This is a genomic window from uncultured Pseudomonas sp. (assembly GCF_943846705.1).
Taxonomy (GTDB): Bacteria; Pseudomonadota; Gammaproteobacteria; order Pseudomonadales; family Pseudomonadaceae; genus Aquipseudomonas.
The window spans coordinates 282,631-300,293 of the sequence record NZ_OX044366.1 but is presented as its reverse complement, the minus strand read 5'-3'; the positions used below and the strand labels follow the sequence as shown (position 1 = coordinate 300,293).

22 protein-coding genes and 1 riboswitch are annotated in these 17,663 nt (G+C 60.1%); of the genes, 11 read left to right on the top strand and 11 right to left on the bottom strand.

Going from position 1 to position 17,663, the window contains the following annotated elements:
* Nucleotides 1-50: 50 nt before the first annotated feature.
* Entirely contained in the window at nt 51-1,553 is a 1,503-nt protein-coding gene (mqo, locus tag Q0V31_RS01465) for a malate dehydrogenase (quinone) (RefSeq protein WP_298183626.1), read from the bottom strand.
* 453 nt (nt 1,554-2,006) lie between these two features.
* Nucleotides 2,007-2,240 (bottom strand): hypothetical protein, encoded by a 234-nt coding sequence (locus Q0V31_RS01460; protein WP_298183624.1) that lies wholly within the window; start codon nt 2,238-2,240, stop codon nt 2,007-2,009.
* 171 nt (nt 2,241-2,411) lie between these two features.
* Between Q0V31_RS01460 and Q0V31_RS01455 the strand changes: the two genes are divergently transcribed.
* Nucleotides 2,412-2,996: a YajG family lipoprotein gene (locus tag Q0V31_RS01455; protein ID WP_298183622.1), complete on the top strand. Its 585-nt coding sequence runs from the start codon at nt 2,412-2,414 to the stop codon at nt 2,994-2,996.
* A gap of 69 nt (nt 2,997-3,065) precedes the next feature.
* On the opposite strand, the gene Q0V31_RS01450 is transcribed toward Q0V31_RS01455, so the two are convergent.
* Nucleotides 3,066-3,272, bottom strand: a complete 207-nt coding sequence (locus Q0V31_RS01450; RefSeq protein ID WP_298183620.1) for a hypothetical protein — start codon at nt 3,270-3,272, stop codon at nt 3,066-3,068.
* Nucleotides 3,273-3,535: 263 nt separating this feature from the next.
* Between Q0V31_RS01450 and Q0V31_RS01445 the strand changes: the two genes are divergently transcribed.
* On the top strand, nt 3,536-3,823 hold the full coding sequence (locus Q0V31_RS01445) for a hypothetical protein (protein ID WP_298183618.1): 288 nt from the start codon (nt 3,536-3,538) through the stop codon (nt 3,821-3,823).
* Between the two features lie 63 nt (nt 3,824-3,886).
* Here the strand turns inward: Q0V31_RS01445 and Q0V31_RS01440 are convergent, their stop codons facing one another.
* Nucleotides 3,887-5,053, bottom strand: coding sequence for a 1-acyl-sn-glycerol-3-phosphate acyltransferase (locus Q0V31_RS01440; RefSeq protein WP_298183616.1), 1,167 nt, complete (start codon nt 5,051-5,053; stop codon nt 3,887-3,889).
* Nucleotides 5,054-5,179: 126 nt separating this feature from the next.
* Between Q0V31_RS01440 and Q0V31_RS01435 the strand changes: the two genes are divergently transcribed.
* From Q0V31_RS01435 to Q0V31_RS01425, 3 genes are all read left to right on the top strand, one after another.
* The gene (locus tag Q0V31_RS01435) at nt 5,180-5,362 is read left to right on the top strand and encodes a CPXCG motif-containing cysteine-rich protein (protein WP_298183614.1); all 183 of its coding nucleotides are present in this window, start codon (nt 5,180-5,182) and stop codon (nt 5,360-5,362) included.
* Entirely contained in the window at nt 5,362-5,622 is a 261-nt protein-coding gene (locus Q0V31_RS01430) for a DUF2007 domain-containing protein (protein ID WP_298183612.1), read from the top strand. The genes Q0V31_RS01435 and Q0V31_RS01430 overlap by 1 nt, the downstream gene beginning before the upstream one ends.
* 63 nt (nt 5,623-5,685) lie before the next feature.
* Nucleotides 5,686-6,303 carry an SOS response-associated peptidase gene (locus tag Q0V31_RS01425; protein WP_298183610.1) on the top strand — a complete coding sequence of 206 codons (618 nt, stop codon included), beginning with the start codon at nt 5,686-5,688 and terminating at the stop codon, nt 6,301-6,303.
* 72 nt (nt 6,304-6,375) lie between these two features.
* Here Q0V31_RS01425 and Q0V31_RS01420 read toward each other — a convergent pair whose 3' ends face one another.
* Nucleotides 6,376-8,517: a methyl-accepting chemotaxis protein gene (locus Q0V31_RS01420; protein WP_298183608.1), complete on the bottom strand. Its 2,142-nt coding sequence runs from the start codon at nt 8,515-8,517 to the stop codon at nt 6,376-6,378.
* Nucleotides 8,518-8,692: 175 nt separating this feature from the next.
* On the opposite strand from Q0V31_RS01420, the gene Q0V31_RS01415 reads away from it, so the two are divergent.
* Nucleotides 8,693-9,505 carry a M48 family metallopeptidase gene (locus tag Q0V31_RS01415; protein ID WP_298183606.1) on the top strand — a complete coding sequence of 271 codons (813 nt, stop codon included), beginning with the start codon at nt 8,693-8,695 and terminating at the stop codon, nt 9,503-9,505.
* A 63-nt stretch (nt 9,506-9,568) separates the two neighbouring features.
* On the opposite strand, the gene Q0V31_RS01410 is transcribed toward Q0V31_RS01415, so the two are convergent.
* The 4 genes from Q0V31_RS01410 to Q0V31_RS01395 form a co-directional block, all read right to left on the bottom strand.
* Nucleotides 9,569-10,012, bottom strand: coding sequence for a ketosteroid isomerase-related protein (locus Q0V31_RS01410; RefSeq protein WP_298183601.1), 444 nt, complete (start codon nt 10,010-10,012; stop codon nt 9,569-9,571).
* Nucleotides 10,013-10,097: 85 nt separating this feature from the next.
* Nucleotides 10,098-10,682, bottom strand: coding sequence for a TMEM165/GDT1 family protein (locus tag Q0V31_RS01405; protein ID WP_298183595.1), 585 nt, complete (start codon nt 10,680-10,682; stop codon nt 10,098-10,100).
* A gap of 8 nt (nt 10,683-10,690) precedes the next feature.
* A riboswitch (yybP-ykoY riboswitch) is annotated at nt 10,691-10,896 on the bottom strand.
* 31 nt (nt 10,897-10,927) lie between these two features.
* Nucleotides 10,928-11,926: a class I SAM-dependent methyltransferase gene (locus Q0V31_RS01400; RefSeq protein ID WP_298183593.1), complete on the bottom strand. Its 999-nt coding sequence runs from the start codon at nt 11,924-11,926 to the stop codon at nt 10,928-10,930.
* A 28-nt stretch (nt 11,927-11,954) separates the two neighbouring features.
* Nucleotides 11,955-12,920, bottom strand: a complete 966-nt coding sequence (locus Q0V31_RS01395; RefSeq protein WP_298183591.1) for a 2-hydroxyacid dehydrogenase — start codon at nt 12,918-12,920, stop codon at nt 11,955-11,957.
* 80 nt (nt 12,921-13,000) lie between these two features.
* Here Q0V31_RS01395 and Q0V31_RS01390 point away from each other — a divergent pair, with 80 nt between their 5' ends.
* On the top strand, nt 13,001-13,630 hold the full coding sequence (locus Q0V31_RS01390; protein ID WP_298183589.1) for a LysE family transporter: 630 nt from the start codon (nt 13,001-13,003) through the stop codon (nt 13,628-13,630).
* Nucleotides 13,631-13,691: 61 nt separating this feature from the next.
* Here Q0V31_RS01390 and smpB read toward each other — a convergent pair whose 3' ends face one another.
* Entirely contained in the window at nt 13,692-14,174 is a 483-nt protein-coding gene (gene smpB / locus Q0V31_RS01385; RefSeq protein WP_298183582.1) for an SsrA-binding protein SmpB, read from the bottom strand.
* A gap of 153 nt (nt 14,175-14,327) precedes the next feature.
* On the opposite strand from smpB, the gene Q0V31_RS01380 reads away from it, so the two are divergent.
* From Q0V31_RS01380 to Q0V31_RS01370, 3 genes are read left to right on the top strand one after another with little or no spacing between them, the layout of a single operon-like run.
* Nucleotides 14,328-15,731 (top strand): sodium-dependent transporter, encoded by a 1,404-nt coding sequence (locus Q0V31_RS01380; protein ID WP_298183580.1) that lies wholly within the window; start codon nt 14,328-14,330, stop codon nt 15,729-15,731.
* Between the two features lie 34 nt (nt 15,732-15,765).
* Nucleotides 15,766-16,200: a type II toxin-antitoxin system RatA family toxin gene (locus Q0V31_RS01375; protein WP_298183578.1), complete on the top strand. Its 435-nt coding sequence runs from the start codon at nt 15,766-15,768 to the stop codon at nt 16,198-16,200.
* Nucleotides 16,193-16,513: an RnfH family protein gene (locus Q0V31_RS01370; RefSeq protein WP_298183576.1), complete on the top strand. Its 321-nt coding sequence runs from the start codon at nt 16,193-16,195 to the stop codon at nt 16,511-16,513. The genes Q0V31_RS01375 and Q0V31_RS01370 overlap by 8 nt, the downstream gene beginning before the upstream one ends.
* Nucleotides 16,514-16,592: 79 nt before the next feature.
* Here the strand turns inward: Q0V31_RS01370 and Q0V31_RS01365 are convergent, their stop codons facing one another.
* Nucleotides 16,593-17,105 carry an outer membrane protein assembly factor BamE gene (locus tag Q0V31_RS01365; RefSeq protein ID WP_298183574.1) on the bottom strand — a complete coding sequence of 171 codons (513 nt, stop codon included), beginning with the start codon at nt 17,103-17,105 and terminating at the stop codon, nt 16,593-16,595.
* 97 nt (nt 17,106-17,202) lie between these two features.
* Between Q0V31_RS01365 and fur the strand changes: the two genes are divergently transcribed.
* Nucleotides 17,203-17,607 (top strand): ferric iron uptake transcriptional regulator, encoded by a 405-nt coding sequence (gene fur / locus Q0V31_RS01360; RefSeq protein ID WP_298183572.1) that lies wholly within the window; start codon nt 17,203-17,205, stop codon nt 17,605-17,607.
* Nucleotides 17,608-17,663 lie beyond the last annotated feature (56 nt).

The following is a 17,663-nucleotide window of genomic DNA, read 5'->3' as shown; positions in this document are numbered from 1 at the left end:
CAAGCCATAAAAAACCGCCCCGAGAGGCGGTTTTTTTATGGCCAAGCAGCTTAGGCGCTAACGCTTTGCTCCAGTTGCAGCAGGGCGTCGGAGCGCGCCTGCACTTCGCGGAAACGTTCGGCGTCGCTGGCCAAAACATCAGCCATGGCCGGGAAGATCTCGTTCAGCTTGGTACGCCATTGTTCTGATTTAGCCTGCTCGCTGAAGCAGCGCTGGATCAGATCGAGCATGATTGAGACCGTCACCGAGGCGCCTGGCGATGCGCCCAGAAGGGCCGCCAGAGAGCCATCTTGTGCCGCCACCAGTTCGGTGCCGAACTGCAGAATGCCGCCGCTTTTCGCATGCTTTTTGATGATCTGCACACGTTGGCCGGCGATCTCAATACGCCAGTCTTCGGCTTTGGCTTCTGGGTAGAAACCGCGCAGGGTTTCCAGGCGCTTCTCTTCCGATTGCAACACTTCCTTGACCAGGTAGCGGGTCAGGTCGAAGTTGTCACGCGCCACGGCCAGCATCGGGCCGATATTGTTAAAGCGGATCGACAGCGGCAGATCGAGGAACGAGCCGCGCTTGAGGAACTTGGTGGTGAACCCCGCATAAGGGCCGAACAGCAGCGATGCCTTGCCCTCGACGACGCGGGTATCCAGGTGCGGTACCGACATAGGCGGCGAGCCGACGGCTGCCTGGCTATAGACCTTGGCCTGGTGCTGCTTGACGATTTCCGGGTTGTCGCAGCGCAGCCACTGGCCGCTGACTGGGAAGCCGCCATAGCCTTTGCCTTCGGGGATGCCGGACATTTGCAGTAGTGGCAGCGCCGCACCGCCGGCACCGAGAAAGACGAACTTGGCCTGAATTTCACGGCTGCTGCCGTTTTCCAGGTTCTTTACGCTGACGCGCCAGCCTTGGCCGTTGCGCTTGAGGCCAACGACCTTTTGGCTGCAGGTGACCTTGGCTTGGTTTTGCTGGCGCAGGTGGTCGAGCAGGTGCAGGGTCAGGGCACCGAAGTTGACGTCGGTGCCGGCCATTACACGGGTGGCGGCAATCGGCTCGTGCGGGTCGCGACCCGGCAGCATCAGCGGCATCCACTCGGCCATGGTGGCACGGTCTTCGCTGTATTCCATCTCGCTGAAGGCGTGGTGAGCAGTCAGTGCCTTGAAGCGTTTCTTGAGGAACTCGATGCCTTTCTGGCCGCGCACGAAGCTTAGGTGCGGAACCGGGCTGATAAACGACTTGGGCGAGCCAAAGCGACCTTTCTCGACCAGGTAGGCCCAGAACTGCTTGGATTCCTCGAACTGAGCATTGATGGACACCGATTTTTTGATGTCGATCGAACCGTCTGCAGCTTCCGGCGTGTAGTTCAGCTCACACAGGGCCGCATGGCCGGTACCTGCATTGTTCCACGGGTAGGAGCTTTCACTCGAAGCAGTGCTCATCATGTCGAGCACTTCCAGCTTGATCGCTGGGTCGAGTTCTTTCAGCAGTACGCCGAGGGTCGCACTCATGATGCCGGCACCAACCAGCACCACATCCATTGTTTCGTATTCGTTTTGCGCCATTACCACTTCTCCGCAAACCAGCACTCAATAGACGTTAATCAGCCAGGCTAAACAGGCAATCAGCAGTCGGTGAGACGTTCAGGGTTGAAGGAAGCAGGCTTCTGGGTGCAGATGCCAACCGCGAGATCGTTCATTTTCGCCACACTCTTGTGAAGTTTTCCAAACCGTTTTTTCCACGCTCTTTTGGAGTCGTGAACCTCAAAACACGTCTGCTTCGGCCAGCTTTTCACCGACGTAAAGCGACCGTTGCAGAAGCTGCATGGCGTTTCACAGTGGGGAAAAGCGCTAGCTAGGAAGCAGCGTGAAGTGGGCGACTCTCTGGGGCGCGGCCGATGAGTGGAGCATCAGCGTTACGGCAAGGCCCGAACAGGAGGCGTCCTTATATTCGGGGCGCGATTATAAGGGCAAAGCAGGAAAATTGATCGTCTGGCGTGACTTTTCTTCTTTCGCCGGTCAGGCCGCCAGCGTTTGCTGGGCGTATAAGCCTGGCGTGACCTGCACGGTTCTGGCGCTGACTGGCAGCGGGCGATTGAGCCAGCTCAAGCAGCTTGTATGCACCTCAACCCAGCCAGAGCCTTGTGGGGCTTGGCTTGACTGGCGAAGGGCCGTGCAAATGCCCTGGGCGTCGACCAGGGCGAATGAGCGCATCGGGCGGCGTGGGGCGAGCAGGCTACGCAGGTCGAACATGGCGATTCACTCACGAACAGAGAAGACTAAAGTCTTATGCCTGAAGTGCATGACAAGAGCGTTACGGGAACCTGTTAGCCCCTTGTGCGTCATAACAACCAGCGCTGTCAGGCATTTGCCGTGCTGGTTATACTGCGCGCCACGTTGCCCCTTATATATGGAGAGTTGAGCATGTTGCATCGTCTGCTGTTTGGTCTGGTGGCTGTTGCCAGCCTTACTCTGGTGGGTTGTGCCCACAGCCCGCAACAACTCAGTCCACAACCCAAACTCAATAGCCCGTTGACCGCCGTTGGCCAGGGCCAGCCGGTTGTGGTGCGAGTGGCCGATGGGCGTCCTTCGCCCGTACTGGGGACTCGCGGCGGCCTGTATCCGGAAACCAGCGCCATCAGCGTGACCGGTCAGGATGTACTGCCCAAGCTACAGGCCCAGGCTGAAGCGGCTGTGCGCCTGCTTGGCTTCACCCCGACCGCGAATGCCTACAACGCGCCGCAGCTGACTCTGACCCTGGCCGAACTCAAGTATCAGTCGCCAAAGGAAGGTCTGTATGTGACTGAGGCGGACATGACCGCGACCTTCCGGGTTGATGTGCAGAACAGCAGCCGTCGCTACAGTGGCCGTTACGGCGCGTCGTTGAATCAGCGCTTCGGCATGGCGCCAAACCAGACGACCAACACCAAGCTGGTCAGCGATGTGTTGAGTGATGCACTGACCCGCGCCTTCAAGGACCCGACCATCGGCCAGATGCTCGCGCAGTAAGCGCTGTTGCTGTGATGAAAAGCCCGGACTATTCCGGGCTTTTTTACGCCTGCAACTTCTGCATTGCTGCTAGGCGGCGTCGCTGTACAGCGTGGGCAGATTTAGGTCAGGGCGTGTGTCGAGATCTGCTAGGGCGTAATGCTCATGACCGCCCAGGGCGCAGTACACCAGCCAGTGGTCGTCTTGCACGTTAAATGAGAGCTCGTCGATGACGGCCGCCACATCATCCAGTGCATCGCTTAGGTCGTCGTGGTTTTGGCGGTGGGCATGCGGCATGGTGCGTTCCTCCATGGGGGTTAAGGTTGATCTGCGCGCCACAGCCTTTGCGCAGGCGGTGGCGCGCGTGCCCAACCATGGCTGATGTGTGTGACAGGGTTTTGACGGATGGCGCAAGGTGGCTGCAATTCGTCGGAATCGAGCCGCGAGGGCGACCTCCTTCGGTAGACTCCGCGACCGTATTTGCACTGCCCAATGGTTGAGTGGGTGGCGTGTTGGTTGGCGCGGCATTGTTCGCCCGCCTAACAGAATTGAGGTCGAAGATGTCTTTGCAAACGCTCTGGTGGCTGGTCGAGAGCCAGCCTGGGCAGTGGCTGAATGGCTTGGCGCTGTTTTTTGCCATGGCCGGTGCCTGGTTGCTGTTGGCTACAGGTCTACGCGAGCAGCGCAAGCTGGCTCGGTTGCTGGCCGGCAACGGGTTAAACGACTTGGCGCCGCAGGCCTACGCCTTTGATGCGCCAGCACTGCGCCTGAATCGCTTCTTCTATCGCTTCGGTTATGCCTGCCAGGCTTCGGCACTGCTGCTGTCCTGGCTCAGTACCCAGCTGTAGTTCAGGTTCACACCATAAAAAACGGCAGCCAATGGCTGCCGTTTTTTATTGGGGGTCACCGCGTCAAAGAGGCAGGCCGGCCTTGATCCGGTACTGGTTACGCACCGGGTTAGCGTATTGCAGGATCAGGTAGGGCTGCTGCTCGCTCGGGCAGTTGGCCAGGCGGCGCTGCCATTCGTTTTTTGCCGCACTGAGTTCTGCCGCAGGGAACAGCTCGGCAACATTGGGCACTGCCAGCGCCGGGTCGCGCTCCGCCCACATGGCGTACGCCAGGTAATGCACGGGGAACAGCCGGTAGCCGCTGAGAATGTGGCGGTCCATCTCCGCCGCCAGCACTTTGCTGTCTTCCAGGCCTTGCGCCACAGGCGCGCCGAAGTGCACATGCACGCGGCCTTTGTAGCCGGTGATGCCGAGGGCGATGCTCTGGTCGTCCTCGCCGGCGGCCTTGGTATAGCTGCCGCTGCTGGCACGGACTGACAGCTCGCGAGCCTTGGCCTGATCGCAAGGGTCGTATTCGTAGCTGATTGACACCGGCGTCAGGCGCAGACTGTTGATCACCTCGGCAAACGGCTCGGCCTTGCGGCTCATATGAAACATTTTCAGGATCGCCGAGTCGGTGCGGTCATCCCCATCCTTGGCACGGCCTTCTGCCTGGGCGATCCAGATCGACTCGCAGTCATTGCGAATCGAGTGATTGATATAGGCCGAGAGCAACTGATAAGCCGCTAGTTTTTCGCGGCGGCCGCTGATTGAGCGGTGCACGATAAAACTCTTGTTCAGGCGCATCAGGTCGCTGACAAAAGGCTTCTGCAACAGGTTGTCGCCAATCGCGATACGCGGTGTCGGCAGGCCGGCGTGGTACACCGCGTAGTTGACGAACGCCGGGTCCATGACGATATCGCGATGGTTGGCGAGGAATAAATAGGCTTGGCCGGCTTGCAGGTGCTCGATGCCGGAATAGCTCACACCATCGGTGGCCTGCTCAATCGTGTGGTCGACATAGCTGGCGATGCGCGTTTGCAATTGCGCCACCGAACTCACGTCACGAAACTCAGCACGCAGGCGATAGGCTATAAGTGGTTTAAGCAGCCAGCCTAAAGGTGCGGCCAGGCGCGGGAAGCGGAACTGAGTGAGAATGCCGAGAAACGCATCGTCAGCCAGCAGGTGCGCCAGTACGGCAGGGACTTCGGCATCGGAGTAAGGTCGGATGGCATCAAATTCGCCCATCATGCTCTCTGTTGTGGTTGGCTGTGGAAATGCTCACTGCGCCGCTCGTCGCGCTCAGCACGGGCTGTGCACGACTGCAGGGCCAGCTATAGACCGGCGATTATACGCCCAAGTCACAAGGAGACCGCGATGCTGGAAACTCAGGACTACCAGTGCCCTTATTGTGGCGAGCAGGTCGAGGCGTTACTCGACCTGTCTGCTGGCGATCAGCAGTACATTGAAGACTGTCCGGTGTGCTGCCGGCCGATTGTGTTTTCGCTGCAGACCGATGGCGAGGACTGGCACCTCGACGTGCGCGGGGAGAATGACTGATGCAACGAATCTACGAGCCGCAGGACCAGATGGAAGGCGAGTTGCTGCTGGCGATGCTGGCCAGTGAGGGCATCGATGCCTACCTCACCGGGCAGCACCTGGCCGGAGCGGTGGGCGAGTTACCGGCTTGTGGTTTGCTCGGGCTGATGGTTGAGGATGCTCAGGCGCAGAGCGCACAGCAGTTGATCGCCGCGTACAATGCCGCGCAACCATTGCCCGGCGATGAGCCGGATAGTGTCCAAGGTACGCTGCTCTGCTGAAAATCTGACCACGGTCTAGCGTGCGGCGACTGTCTTTACTGCAAGTGTTATCGAGTTTCCCCGATGTGTGGACGTTTTGCCCTGTTCCGTTGGACGCCCGCTTTTGCGGCCATTCCAGGTTTTCCTGTTGACCAGTTACCGCACTGGAGTATCTCGCCGCACAGTCAGGTATTGCTGCTGCGCAACGTCGACGGCGAGCGCCAACTAACGCGCGCGCGTTGGGGGCTGACCCCGCCCTGGTTGACGGATCTAACCAAAACGCCGGCCCAGGCACGTGCGGAAACCCTGGCTGAGCAGCCGATGTTTCGTGAGGCGTTTCGCCTGCGCCGCGGTCTGTTACCGGCCAACGGCTTTTACGAGTGGCGCGGCACGGCACGCAAACGCCCGTACTGGCTGACAGGTGAAGGCACGCCGCTGTATTTCGCCGCGTTGTGGGAAGCCTACCCGGTCGAGGGGTGTGTCTACCTGAGCGCCGCAGTGGTGACCCAGGCTGCGGCCAATCAGCGCCGGCCGTTGATTCTCGATGAGGCCGGGCAAGCGGCGTGGCTAGCGGCCGATACATCGCCAGCGGAGTTGCAGGCCTTACTGGCGAGGCCACAGCCGGCGTTGCGTGAGCGGGTGCTGGCCAACCTGGTCAATGATCCCATGCTGGATGCGCCAGAGTGCCTGACGCCTGCTTAGTGCGCTGACAACGCCGTGAATATAAAAAAGGGCGGACTGCATGGCAGTCCGCCCTTTTTTTCAGCTGTAGCCTTAGACCTTGAACTGGTTGATCAGGCGACGCTGCTGTTCGGCCAGTTTGGTTAGCTCTGCACTGGCCTGGTTGGCCTCGTCGGCACCGCTGGCGACTTCATTGGCCACTTGGCCGATGTTGGTCACGTTGCGGTTGATGTCTTCGGCGACCGCGCTCTGCTCTTCGGCAGCGCTGGCGATCTGGGTGTTCATATCATTGATCACCGACACCGCCTGAGTGATCGACTCCAGTGCGTTGGCGGCCTGGGCCGCATGCTGCACGCTGTCGTTGCTCTTGACCTGGCTTTCCTCCATGACCCGCACTGCTTCACGGGTGCCGTGCTGCAATTGCTGGATCATGCTCTGGATTTCTTCGGTGGCTTGCTGGGTCTTTTGCGCCAGGTTACGCACCTCGTCGGCTACCACGGCAAACCCCCGGCCTTGTTCGCCGGCCCGCGCTGCTTCAATGGCGGCGTTGAGGGCCAGCAGGTTGGTTTGCTCGGCGATGCCACGAATGGCCGTGAGGATGGCGTCGATGTTTTCGCTGTCTTTGGCCAGGGTTTGCACCACGCCGACCGCCAGGCCGATCTCGCTGGCCAGCGCGGCAATCGAGGTGGCGGTGTTCTGCACCACGCGTTTGCCGTCGTTGGCCGAATCATCGGCATGCTGGGCCGCCTCGGCGGCATGGCTGGCATTGCGTGCCACGTCCATGGCAGTGGTGGTCATCTCGTGCACGGCGGTGGCGACCTGATCGATTTCGCTCATTTGCCGCTGCACGCCCTGGTTGGTGCGGATGGCGATGTCGGCGCTGTGCTCGGATGAGTCGCTGACCTTCTGCACCGAACTGACGACCTGGCTGATCATTGCCTGCAGCTTGCCGAGGAAGGTATTGAAACCGTTGGCAATGGCGCCGAGTTCATCGGCGCGGTCGGTACTCAGGCGCCGGGTTAAGTCACCTTCGCCCTGGGCAATATCGTCGAGCATGGCGACCATCTGCTTCAGCGGCCGGGCGATGCCCAGGCCGACCAGCCAGATCACCAGCAGGCCGACGCCGGCCACCAACAGGCCGACCAGAGCCATGCCGAGCATATCGGCATCATGCTGGCTCTTGAGGTCGCTCTGCAGCTTGTGCAGCTGGGCGAAAACCACTTCTTGTGGCAGTTGCAGCACCAGCGTCCACTGGGTGTTGGTATCGCCAATCTGGAAGGGCAGCAGCACTTGCAGCATGCCCTGTTGTGTATCCAGCTGGTACAGCGGTGTGTCGCTTTGCAGGTGCTTCAGCGAAGCGATGGCGTCGGCGTCGAGCACATTCGTGGCAACCTCGCCAAGCTTGCTGGGATCTGCGGTGAAGGCCACCAGGCGGCCGTTGCTGGCAATCAGCGCCATCTGCCCGGCACCCTCGTAGAGCTGGGTAGCCGCGTTGCTGAGGAAGTCCTGGATGGACTGCAGCGACAGGTCGACGCCGACCACGCCGCGGAATTGCCCCTTGACCATAAGCGGTACGTTGAACGACGACATCAGCACCATCTTGCCGTCTATTTCGTAGGGCGCGGGGTCAACGATGCAAGCTTGTTGGCGTTCTTTGGTGCACAGATAGTACTCGCCCTCACGTACGCCGGTAGGCAGCAGGGTCGTGCCTTCAATATTTTCGCCAAGAGCCTCAACCATCAGGCTGCCGTCCGCTTTGCGATACCACCAAGGCATAAAGCGCCCACTGGAATCGTAGCCTTGCTCGGTCTGCCCGGCGTAAAGGTCGTCGTTACCGTCGAAGGCGTTCGGCTCCCAGCCGATAAAGGCATCGAGCAGCTTGGGGTTCTCTGCCACGGTCTGGCGCACCAGATTCGACAGTTCCTCGCGGCTGATGCTCAGCGCCGGGTTGCCGCTGGCATCCTCGCTGCCCAGCAGCATATTGGTTTGCGCCAGGCTGCGGGCGACCGTCAGTGGGTATTCCAGCTCGCGCTGGATCTGCCGCACCTGGCCTTGGGCCAGGGCAATCAGGCGTTGCTGGATGTCGTCCTCTACCTGCGCCTGACTGCGCGCCTGCACCAGTTCCTGGGTGCGGATGCCGGAAAATATTGCATAAAGCATCAGTGCCACGACCACAGCAAGCACGCTGGCTCCTGCAAAGACGAGGACGGAAAACTGGATGGACTTGAGCTTCATTACGCCTCCAGGCGAGATCTTGTTATGCGTGCTCTGGTTATCGGCCAGACGTGGGCAAAGCCTTAATTATCGGTGCTCGCTGAGTCGTATGACGAGCCGGCAAGTGCTGTCTGGTAGTTGCCCGGCAGTGGTGCGAGGCCTAGCATACGTTGCTGTTTCAATTGGAGAAGCACGGATGAGCCCTTTATCTCGAATCACCGGCCTGACTGCGGCCTTGTTGCTGGTTGGTTGCCAGGCTGTTAATACCACCAGTGGCGGCGCAGTAGGTGTTGAACGTAAGCAGTACATGTTCGGCGCGCTCTCGACTCAAGAAGTCAATCAGATGTACGCGCAGTCCTATCAACAGACCCTGGGTGAGGCTTCCAGCAAGGGTGTGCTGGATAAAACCAGCAACAACGCCAAGCGCCTGCGTTCGATTGCCGATCGCCTGATCAAGCAGGCACCGCTGTTTCGCCCGGATTCGGCGCAGTGGCAGTGGGAAGTCAACCTGATCAAGAGCCCCGAGCTGAACGCCAACTGTGGTCCCGGCGGCAAGATCATTTTCTACAGCGGCATCATCGATAAGCTGAAACTGACTGATGACGAGATTGCCGCGATCATGGGCCACGAAATGGCTCACGCCCTGCGTGAACACAGCCGTGAGGCGATGTCCAAGGCCTATGGCATCGAGATGGCCAAGCAGGGCGCGGGTGCCTTGCTCGGTCTGGGCTCCGACTCCCTGGCGCTGGCTGATGCCGCAGTGCAGTACGGCATGACCCTGCCCAATAGCCGTGGCAATGAGAACGAGGCCGACCTGATTGGTTTGGAGTTGGCCGCCCGTGGTGGTTTCAACCCCAACGCCGCCATCAGCCTGTGGCAGAAGATGGCGTCCGTCAGCGAAGGTTCGCCGCCTGAGTTTATGAGTACTCACCCGTCGTCAAACAGCCGGATTGCTGCGTTGCAGGCGGCGATTCCCAAAGTAATGCCGCTGTACGAACGCGCGCGCTAAGCCGCTGTGAATAAAAAAGCCCCGCTCGCATACGGGGCTTTTTGTTGGCTGGCGTTCGATGCCCTAAGGCAGCGCCTTGGCCGCAAAGGGCTGGCTGGGCAGGCCCAGTTGTGAGCGGAAGCTTTCCATGTCGAACATGGTGCAGATTTCCTGGATTTCGTTGCTCGAGGTCAGCGTCCAGAAGGCCATGGCCGAGATAGTCAGCACTTTGTCGCTGGGTTGATAGCCGAGCGCGGGCCGCTGGATGGTGCCGATCAGGGTGCTCCACGTCACCACTTTGTAATCCTCGGCAATGCATTCCTCAACCATCACCTGCAGGTCCGGCATGGCGTGGCGGATGTCCTGGACCATCTGAGCAAATGCCGAGCTGGCCAGTGGTCGGCCAATAAACGAGCTTTTATAAAGGAAGTCTTTGCTGTGCAGTTGCTCAGCCAGCGCCATACGGCCTTTATTCCACGACAGCTCGATGTGCTGGCGTACCCGCTTTTTCCGATCATCCAGCGACATGCGTGCCTCCCTGGCAGCAAGTGGAGGGGCGCACTGTAGCAGTCGCCTACCAGTCGAGGTAGCGGCAGAAACGCCAGGGTCGCGGTCAAACCAGCCCGCTGAATTGCAACGCCTGGTACCCGGTATATACGGCCAGCACTGCGAAGGCGCTGGCTGCCGCGCGGCGAATCAGGGTCAGTGGCAGGCGCTCGGCGGCGAAGTTGCCGGCCAGCACCACCGGTACATTGGCCAGCAGCATGCCCAGGGTGGTGCCGATCACTACCAGAATAAAGTGCGGGTATTGTGCGGCGAGCATCACGGTGGCGACCTGGGTTTTGTCGCCCATTTCGGCGAGGAAGAACGCAATCAGCGTGGTCAGAAATGGCCCGTAGCGCTTGAAGCTGGCGCTGTCATCGTCATCCAGGGTGTCCGGGACCAAGGTCCACAGCGCTACCGCAACAAAGCTGGCGGTGAGTACCCAGCTGAGGGTGGCGGGGGAGAAGAAGCTGGCGACCCAGTTACCGATAGCGCCCGCCGCGAAATGGTTAGCCAGCGTGGCGACCACGATGCCGCAGATGATCGGCCAGGGCTTGCGAAAGCGCGCCGCCAGCAGCAGGGCAAGCAATTGCGTTTTATCGCCAATTTCAGCCAGGGCAACGATAAAGGTTGGGACAAATAGGGATTCGAGCATCAGGCGTTCCTAAAGGGGCGGGTCGACATGGCTATGACACGTACAGCCTTCCCGCCCCGGGTAAGGTGTGCGTGTCATAGGTCTGGTCAAACCGCAGGCGCCACTGAGTGGGCCTTGGGTCGCACGCGCCATGCTCTGCTGAGCAAGTATGTTGACGCGTGCCGGGCGAGCTGGCGCTCGCGGGAGACTACTCCCCTAGGACGCGCGCATTTTGCCCGCGTGCCTGGGATAGGGCAAGCCTCGATTCAGCCTTTACAGGCGCGATAGATGCGAAAGCCCTTGGCCTCGGCCAGCGTCTGGCAAGGGCCGAGGTGCTGTTCGATCAGCGGTGGATATTTAAGGAAACTGTTGGCAACCAGGCGCAGCTCGCCGGTGCTAGTCAGGTGCTTGGCCGCTTGACGCAGCAGGTGCTCGGTGGCCTGGTAGTGGGTGTGCACGCCTTGGTGAAAGGGCGGGTTGCTGAGGATCGCGCTAAGGCCGGTGGGGGCGGCATCAATGCCGTCACCGCTGAGCACTTCGGCCTGCAGGCCATTGGCGGCCAGGGTCAGGCGGCTGCTTGCCACGGCAAAAGCGTCAACATCCAGCATCGTCACCTGGCTATCCGGGTAGCGGCGTTTGAGTGCTGCGCCGAGCACGCCAGCGCCGCAGCCGAAATCCAAAATATGCCCGCTTGGTAAGTCGTCTAAGTGCTCCAGCAGCAGCGCACTGCCGGCATCTAAGCGACCGTGGCTGAATACGCCTGGCAAGCTGAGGACCTGCAGCGGCCCATCGGCCAAGGGGAGCTCGTAGCGTTGCGCCAGGCTGTGCAGGTCCGGGGTGGCAGGACTGTGCTCAACGCGAACCTGCCAGAGCTGGCAGTGCCGCGCACTGTCGAGCTTGCGCGCCTGGCCAAAGGCCGCCAGTTGTTTCGCGGCGCGCTCGATGCCCGCGCGTTTTTCCCCGACCAGAAACAGCTCACGACCGCCCAGGCGAGCGGCCAAGGCGTTGAGCAGGTACTCGGTGAGTTCGCGGGATTTCGGTAGAAACAACACGGCTGCCTGGCAGTCGCGCTCGCCAGGCTGCGTGCCGAAATGGCAACGACTGTTGAAGCGCGCGTCCAGCAAAGCATGCTCGCCGGCGTGCCAGCTCCAGCCGTGAGCGTCGGGGAAGTGGCCGAGCAGGTCATCCGCCGGCAAGCCGGCAAGCAGCAGTGGGCCGTTGAATAGTTCAGCCTGACGCAGCAGTACTTCGCTTCGCGGGTCCATAAGCGCTCCTGGAAAAAAGTCGCGTAGCTTAGCTGACAACGCGCACGGGCGCGCCGTTGAAAAATGCCTGAGCGTTTTCAGTCATTTGGCCAACGATGCGCTGCCGTGCCTCGCGGCTGCCCCAGGCGCTGTGTGGGGTAATGATCAGTCGAGGGATGTCGGCGGCGAGCAGCGGGTTGCCATCCTTGGGTGGCTCCTGGGTCAATACATCGGTGGCCGCGCCGCCCAAGTGGCCGGCGCGCAGTGCGTCAGCCAGGGCCTGTTCGTTGACCAAGCCGCCGCGCGCGGTGTTGATCAGCAAGGCACCGGGCTTCATCAGGCTTAGCTCACGGGCATCGATAAGGTTCAGGGTGTCGCTGTTCAGCGGGCAGTGCAGGGTGAGTGCGTCGACCTGTGGCAGCAGCTCATCCAGCGGCAAGCGGTCTGCGCGGGGGGGGCGGCCGGGTAACTGGCCGAGCAGTACGCGCATGCCAAAGGCTTCGGCCAGCCTGGCGACGGCACTGCCGAGCTCGCCATGGCCGAGCATGCCGAGGGTTTTGCCGTGCAGCTCAATGATCGGGTGATCCAGCAGGCAGAATTGCTGCGCCTGCTGCCAGCGCCCGGCGCGAATATCCTGCTGATAGTCCGGCAGGCGCGTGGCCAGCGCGAGTAGCAGCATCAAGGTGTGCTGCGCCACGGATGGCGTGCCGTAACCTTGGCAGTTGCACACGCTGACGCCGTGGGCGCGGGCAGCGGCCAGGTCAATCGAGTTGATGCCGGTGGCTGCCACCAAGATCAGCTTAAGCTCCGGGCAGGCGGCGAATACCGCGGCATTCAGAGGCACTTTGTTGCTGATTGCCACTTGGGCACCCTGCAGGCGTTCGATGGTCTGCGCCTGGGTGCTGTGCGGATACAGTTGCAGGTCGGCAAAGCAGGCGCTCAGGCCGGACAAATCGAGGTCGCCCAGGTCGAGTGAACTGTGGTCGAGAAAGACGGCGCGGAGATTGTTACTCATCAGCTGTATCTATCCTGAGGGTTTGCGAGGAGAGTAAGGTTGCGAGCCTAACAGAATCATTTCGACCTGGCGGAGCCCCCATGTACTGGACTGAGTTTTTAGCTGTAGCGCTGATCCACTTGTTGGCGGTGGCCAGTCCGGGGCCGGATTTTGCCATTGTGGTACGCGAAAGTGTCGGCCATGGGCGGCGCGCCGGGATTTTCAGTGCGATCGGTGTCGGCTGCGGGATTTTTATCCACGTGGCTTACTCGCTGCTGGGCATCGGTTTGATCGTGTCGCAGTCGATTGTGTTGTTCAACGCCTTGAAATGGCTGGCTGCTGCCTACCTGCTGTACATCGGCATCAAGGCGTTGCGCGCCAAGCCGGCCAGCTCTGCAGAGGCTGAGTTGATCTTGGCGGGGGGCGTGCGTTCGCCTCGTGCAGCCTTTGTCGCGGGCTTTGTGACCAATGGCTTGAACCCCAAGGCCACGCTGTTCTTCCTCTCGCTGTTTACTGTGGTGATCAACCCGCATACGCCGTTGCTGGTGCAGGCTGGTTATGGGGTTTACCTGGCGCTGGCGACTGCGTTGTGGTTCTGTCTGGTCGCCCAGTTGTTCAGCCACCGGCGGGTGCGCGCCGGCTTTGCACGCATGGGCCACTGGTTTGATCGGCTGATGGGCACGGTGTTGATTGGTTTGGGCGTTAAGCTGGCGTTTACCGAGCTGCGCTAAGCGGATTGCTATAACAAAAACGCCCCGCATCAGCGGGGCGTTTTTATTTGGTTCGGCGCGTTTAGTCGTCTTTGCCTTTGGTGCGCATGGCACGCTGCACTTCGCGGTCAGCGTCACGCTCTTTTTCGGTGTGGCGCTTGTCGAAGTCCTTCTTGCCCTTGCCCAGGGCAATCTCGCACTTGATCAGGTGCGCCTTCCAATAGATCGACAACGCCACGCAGGCATAGCCTTTCTGCTGTACGGCGCCGAACAGTTTGTCCAGCTCGCGCTTGTTCAGCAGCAGCTTGCGGGTGCGAATCGGGTCGGCGATCACGTGGGTGCTGGCCGTGGTCAATGGGGTGATGTGGCAGCCCATCAGCCAGGCCTCGCCGTTCTTCAGCAATACGTAGCTGTCGACCAGCTGAGCTTTACCGGCGCGCAGACTTTTTACTTCCCAGCCAGCCAGGACCAAGCCTGCCTCGAATCTGGTTTCGACGAAGTAGTCATGCATCGCCTTCTTGTTTTGCGCGATGGTGCCTTGCGGGTGTTTCTTTTGTTTAGCCATAGGGCGCGCATTATAGGGAGTCACAGGCGAGGAAGCTATGTGTGCGACAAGGCAAAAGCGCTCGCGGGCCACCCAGTGTCGGCTGCGCTTGAGCCGCCTTGGCGAATCCCCGACAATGCACGATCTTTTTTAAATAGAGCGGGCTAGCCGAGCATGGCGAACGATAAGGTTTCGATACACGGTGCCTGGGCCAGCCGTTGGGTGTTTATTCTGGCAGCGACCGGTTCGGCCGTCGGCCTGGGCAACATCTGGAAGTTCCCCTACATGACCGGCATGTACGGCGGCGGGGCTTTCGTGATGATGTACCTGGTGTGCATCTTTATGGTCGGTCTGCCGATCATGCTCGCGGAGACGCTGCTCGGTCGGCGCGGCCGGCAGAGCCCGGTGAACACCCTCAAGGCTTTGGCCATTGAGTCGGGTGCTTCACCGAAGTGGTCCTGGGCGGCGTTGATGGGGATGATTGCCGCGCTGCTGATTTTGTCGTTTTACAGCGTGGTGGCGGGCTGGTCGCTGGATTACATCCTCAGTATGGGTAGCGGCAAATTTGCCGGTGTCTCTGCCCAGGGGGCCGGCGCCGCCTTTGGTGCGTTGACCGCCGACCCATGGCGGCTGACCCTGTGGCACACGCTGTTTATGCTGCTGACCGGCTTTGTTATCGCCCGTGGCGTAGTGGCGGGGCTGGAGCGTAGCTTGCGCATCATGATGCCGCTGCTGTTCGTGCTGCTGCTGGTGCTGCTGGGGTACAGCATGACCACCGGGCACTTTATGCAGGGCTTCCACTTTCTGTTCAACTTCCAGCCGGATCGGGTTCTGGGGGGCTTGCTGGCCGCGATGGGCCACGCCTTCTTTACCTTGAGCGTGGGCGTGGGCGCGATCATGGTCTACGGCGCGTATATGCCGAAGAAGGCTTCGATTGGTAGCACCATCCTCACCGTCGGTATTCTCGATACCCTGGTGGCCCTCACAGCAGGTATGGCGCTGTTTCCTATTGTCTTCGCGGGTGGCTTGGAGCCGAGTGCCGGGCCGGGGCTGATGTTTGTCACCCTGCCGGTGGCGTTCGGCAATATCGCTTTTGGCCAGGTGATGGGCACACTGTTCTTTGTTTTGGTGCTGATTGCAGCCTGGACGTCGTCGATCTCCATGCTGGAGCCGGCGGTGGCTTATCTGGTTGAACGCAGCAAGCGCAGTCGGGTGCTGGTGACCAGCGTGCTGGCATTCCTCTGCTGGGTCATTGGTATGGGCACGGTGCTGTCCTTTAACCTGGGTGCTGAGGCGAAGTTTTTTGTATTTGCCGAGGATGGTTTCCATCTGTTCCAGTGGGGTGCAGAGGGTGGGCGGAACTTCTTCGACAGCATCGATTACCTGACCAGCCGGATTCTGTTGCCGCTCGGTGGTCTGGCTTTTGCCGTATTTGCCGGCTGGGTGCTCAAGCGTGAGGTGGTACGCGAAGAGTTGGCCATGAAGAGCCCGTTGCTGTTCAGTGTGGTGTATTGGTCTATTCGTGTGGTCGCGCCGATTGGCGTGTTAATCGTGTTTGTCGCAGAGCTGAGTAAATGATCATCTGCATTCTGTTTAGCCAAGTGGTTGGGTTATGAGTACGCATATTCAGCGTTCGGCGTTGTTACCGTATCCCGCGCAGGCGCTGTTTGATCTGGTCAATGACGTGGCCAGCTATCCGCAGTTTCTGCCGTGGTGCTCGGCCAGCGAAGTGCTTGAGGCTAGTGATACGCACATGCGCGCCAGTCTGGCGGTGGCCAAGGGTGGTCTGAGCCAGCGCTTTGTCACCGCCAATATTCTGGTGCCTGGTGAGCGGATTACTTTGAACCTGATTGAGGGACCATTCACCCAGTTGTACGGGCACTGGGAATTTAAGGCGCTGGGCGACAAGGCCTGCAAGATCAGCCTTGACCTGACCTTCGACTACGCTGGGCCGTTGGTGCGGGCCACGCTCGGGCCATTGTTCAATCAGGCCACCAACACGCTGGTTGATGCTTTTTGCCAAAGGGCCAAGCAACTCTATGGATAAGCCAAACATGGTGGTCGAGGTGGTCTACGCCTTGGCTGACAAACAGAAGTTGCTGCGCCTGAGCCTGCCTTATGGCACTACAGTGCGCCAGGCCGCGTTGCAGTCCGGCATGCAGGCGCATTTTCCCGAGCTGGATTTACACAACAGCCCGCTGGGTATCTTCGGCAAGGCCGTCAGCAAGCCGGATGAGCGCGTGCTGGAAGAGGGGGAGCGTGTGGAAATCTACCGCCCGCTGATTGCCGACCCGAAAGAAGTGCGCAAGCAGCGTGCGGCTAAAGCGGCGCAAGCCAAGGCCGAGGGTGGCGGGCATTAAGTAAGCGCTTATGGGTGCGGGCATGGATGCCCTGACACAAAAAAGCCCGGACATGTCCGGGCTTTTTATTCGCAAATGATTACTGTGGCGTGCTTTCCAGAGGCTCTGGTGTTGGCACTGGCACAACTTTTACGTCGTCCACTTCGCGCTGTATTTGCTCAAGCAGCGAGCCCGGTGCAGGTTTCTCTTCAACCTGTTGGCTGGCCTGCGGAGTGCTTACGCCGCTGGCTTCACCCAGGATCGCCTGGTCACGGCTTACGCCAGGCATAAAGTCACCCGACAGGCCGACCAGTTGGTCGTCAGCGCCGAAGTTCACGCTAACGCGTTCTTGCAGGCGCTGCCCGCCACCCGGCTGGATGCTGTACAGGTAATCCCAGCGGTTGGCATGGAAGGTGTCAGTGAGCAACGGGTTGCCCATGATAAAACGCACTTGCTTGCGGGTCATTCCCGGACGCAACTGGTCTATCATGTCCTGCGTCACGACATTGCCCTGTTGGATGTCAATTTTATAAACCCCGGGGAATGAGCAACCGGCGAGTGCGAGTAGCCCCGTAAGGGAGAGGCTGGTCAGCAGGAGTTTGGTCTTTTGCATCGGTGGGCGACTTCCACTATCTTGGCTGGGCAATATAAACCCGGATCATACCCGCAATAAAGGAAGCTGCGAAGCCGCTTCCGTGAGAAAGCAGACCATGGTTGAAAATAGCGAACTACGCAAGGCTGGCCTGAAAGTAACCCTGCCACGGGTCAAAATACTGCAAATGCTCGACTCTGCCGATCAGCGTCACATGAGCGCTGAGGATGTCTACAAGGCATTAATGGAGGCGGGCGATGACGTTGGCCTGGCCACTGTCTACCGGGTGTTGACGCAGTTTGAAGCCGCTGGCCTGGTGGTTCGCCACAATTTTGATGGCGGTCATGCGGTCTTCGAATTGGCGGACAGTGGGCATCACGACCATATGGTCTGTGTCGACTCCGGTGAGGTGATTGAATTCTTCGATGCCGAGATCGAAAAGCGCCAGAAAGAAATCGTTAAAGAACATGGTTTCGAGTTGGTCGATCACAATCTTGTGCTGTATGTGCGCAAGAAAAGCTGATTGGTAGCGGCATGAAAAAGGCGACCCTCGGGTCGCCTTTGTGCTTTCTGCGGGGC

Coding starts and splice junctions, on each gene's coding strand:
- Q0V31_RS01450 (WP_298183620.1), bottom strand. CDS start 3,272: ATGCCGCATGCCCACCGCCAAAACCACGACGACCTAAGCGATGCACTG.
- Q0V31_RS01400 (WP_298183593.1), bottom strand. CDS start 11,926: ATGGACCCGCGAAGCGAAGTACTGCTGCGTCAGGCTGAACTATTCAAC.
- Q0V31_RS01440 (WP_298183616.1), bottom strand. CDS start 5,053: ATGATGGGCGAATTTGATGCCATCCGACCTTACTCCGATGCCGAAGTC.
- Q0V31_RS01395 (WP_298183591.1), bottom strand. CDS start 12,920: ATGAGTAACAATCTCCGCGCCGTCTTTCTCGACCACAGTTCACTCGAC.
- fur (WP_298183572.1), top strand. CDS start 17,203: ATGGTTGAAAATAGCGAACTACGCAAGGCTGGCCTGAAAGTAACCCTG.
- Q0V31_RS01390 (WP_298183589.1), top strand. CDS start 13,001: ATGTACTGGACTGAGTTTTTAGCTGTAGCGCTGATCCACTTGTTGGCG.
- Q0V31_RS01430 (WP_298183612.1), top strand. CDS start 5,362: ATGCAACGAATCTACGAGCCGCAGGACCAGATGGAAGGCGAGTTGCTG.
- Q0V31_RS01460 (WP_298183624.1), bottom strand. CDS start 2,240: ATGTTCGACCTGCGTAGCCTGCTCGCCCCACGCCGCCCGATGCGCTCA.
- Q0V31_RS01365 (WP_298183574.1), bottom strand. CDS start 17,105: ATGCAAAAGACCAAACTCCTGCTGACCAGCCTCTCCCTTACGGGGCTA.
- Q0V31_RS01375 (WP_298183578.1), top strand. CDS start 15,766: ATGAGTACGCATATTCAGCGTTCGGCGTTGTTACCGTATCCCGCGCAG.
- Q0V31_RS01405 (WP_298183595.1), bottom strand. CDS start 10,682: ATGCTCGAATCCCTATTTGTCCCAACCTTTATCGTTGCCCTGGCTGAA.
- Q0V31_RS01380 (WP_298183580.1), top strand. CDS start 14,328: ATGGCGAACGATAAGGTTTCGATACACGGTGCCTGGGCCAGCCGTTGG.
- Q0V31_RS01370 (WP_298183576.1), top strand. CDS start 16,193: ATGGATAAGCCAAACATGGTGGTCGAGGTGGTCTACGCCTTGGCTGAC.
- Q0V31_RS01435 (WP_298183614.1), top strand. CDS start 5,180: ATGCTGGAAACTCAGGACTACCAGTGCCCTTATTGTGGCGAGCAGGTC.
- Q0V31_RS01420 (WP_298183608.1), bottom strand. CDS start 8,517: ATGAAGCTCAAGTCCATCCAGTTTTCCGTCCTCGTCTTTGCAGGAGCC.
- Q0V31_RS01410 (WP_298183601.1), bottom strand. CDS start 10,012: ATGTCGCTGGATGATCGGAAAAAGCGGGTACGCCAGCACATCGAGCTG.
- Q0V31_RS01445 (WP_298183618.1), top strand. CDS start 3,536: ATGTCTTTGCAAACGCTCTGGTGGCTGGTCGAGAGCCAGCCTGGGCAG.
- smpB (WP_298183582.1), bottom strand. CDS start 14,174: ATGGCTAAACAAAAGAAACACCCGCAAGGCACCATCGCGCAAAACAAG.
- Q0V31_RS01425 (WP_298183610.1), top strand. CDS start 5,686: ATGTGTGGACGTTTTGCCCTGTTCCGTTGGACGCCCGCTTTTGCGGCC.
- Q0V31_RS01455 (WP_298183622.1), top strand. CDS start 2,412: ATGTTGCATCGTCTGCTGTTTGGTCTGGTGGCTGTTGCCAGCCTTACT.
- mqo (WP_298183626.1), bottom strand. CDS start 1,553: ATGGCGCAAAACGAATACGAAACAATGGATGTGGTGCTGGTTGGTGCC.
- Q0V31_RS01415 (WP_298183606.1), top strand. CDS start 8,693: ATGAGCCCTTTATCTCGAATCACCGGCCTGACTGCGGCCTTGTTGCTG.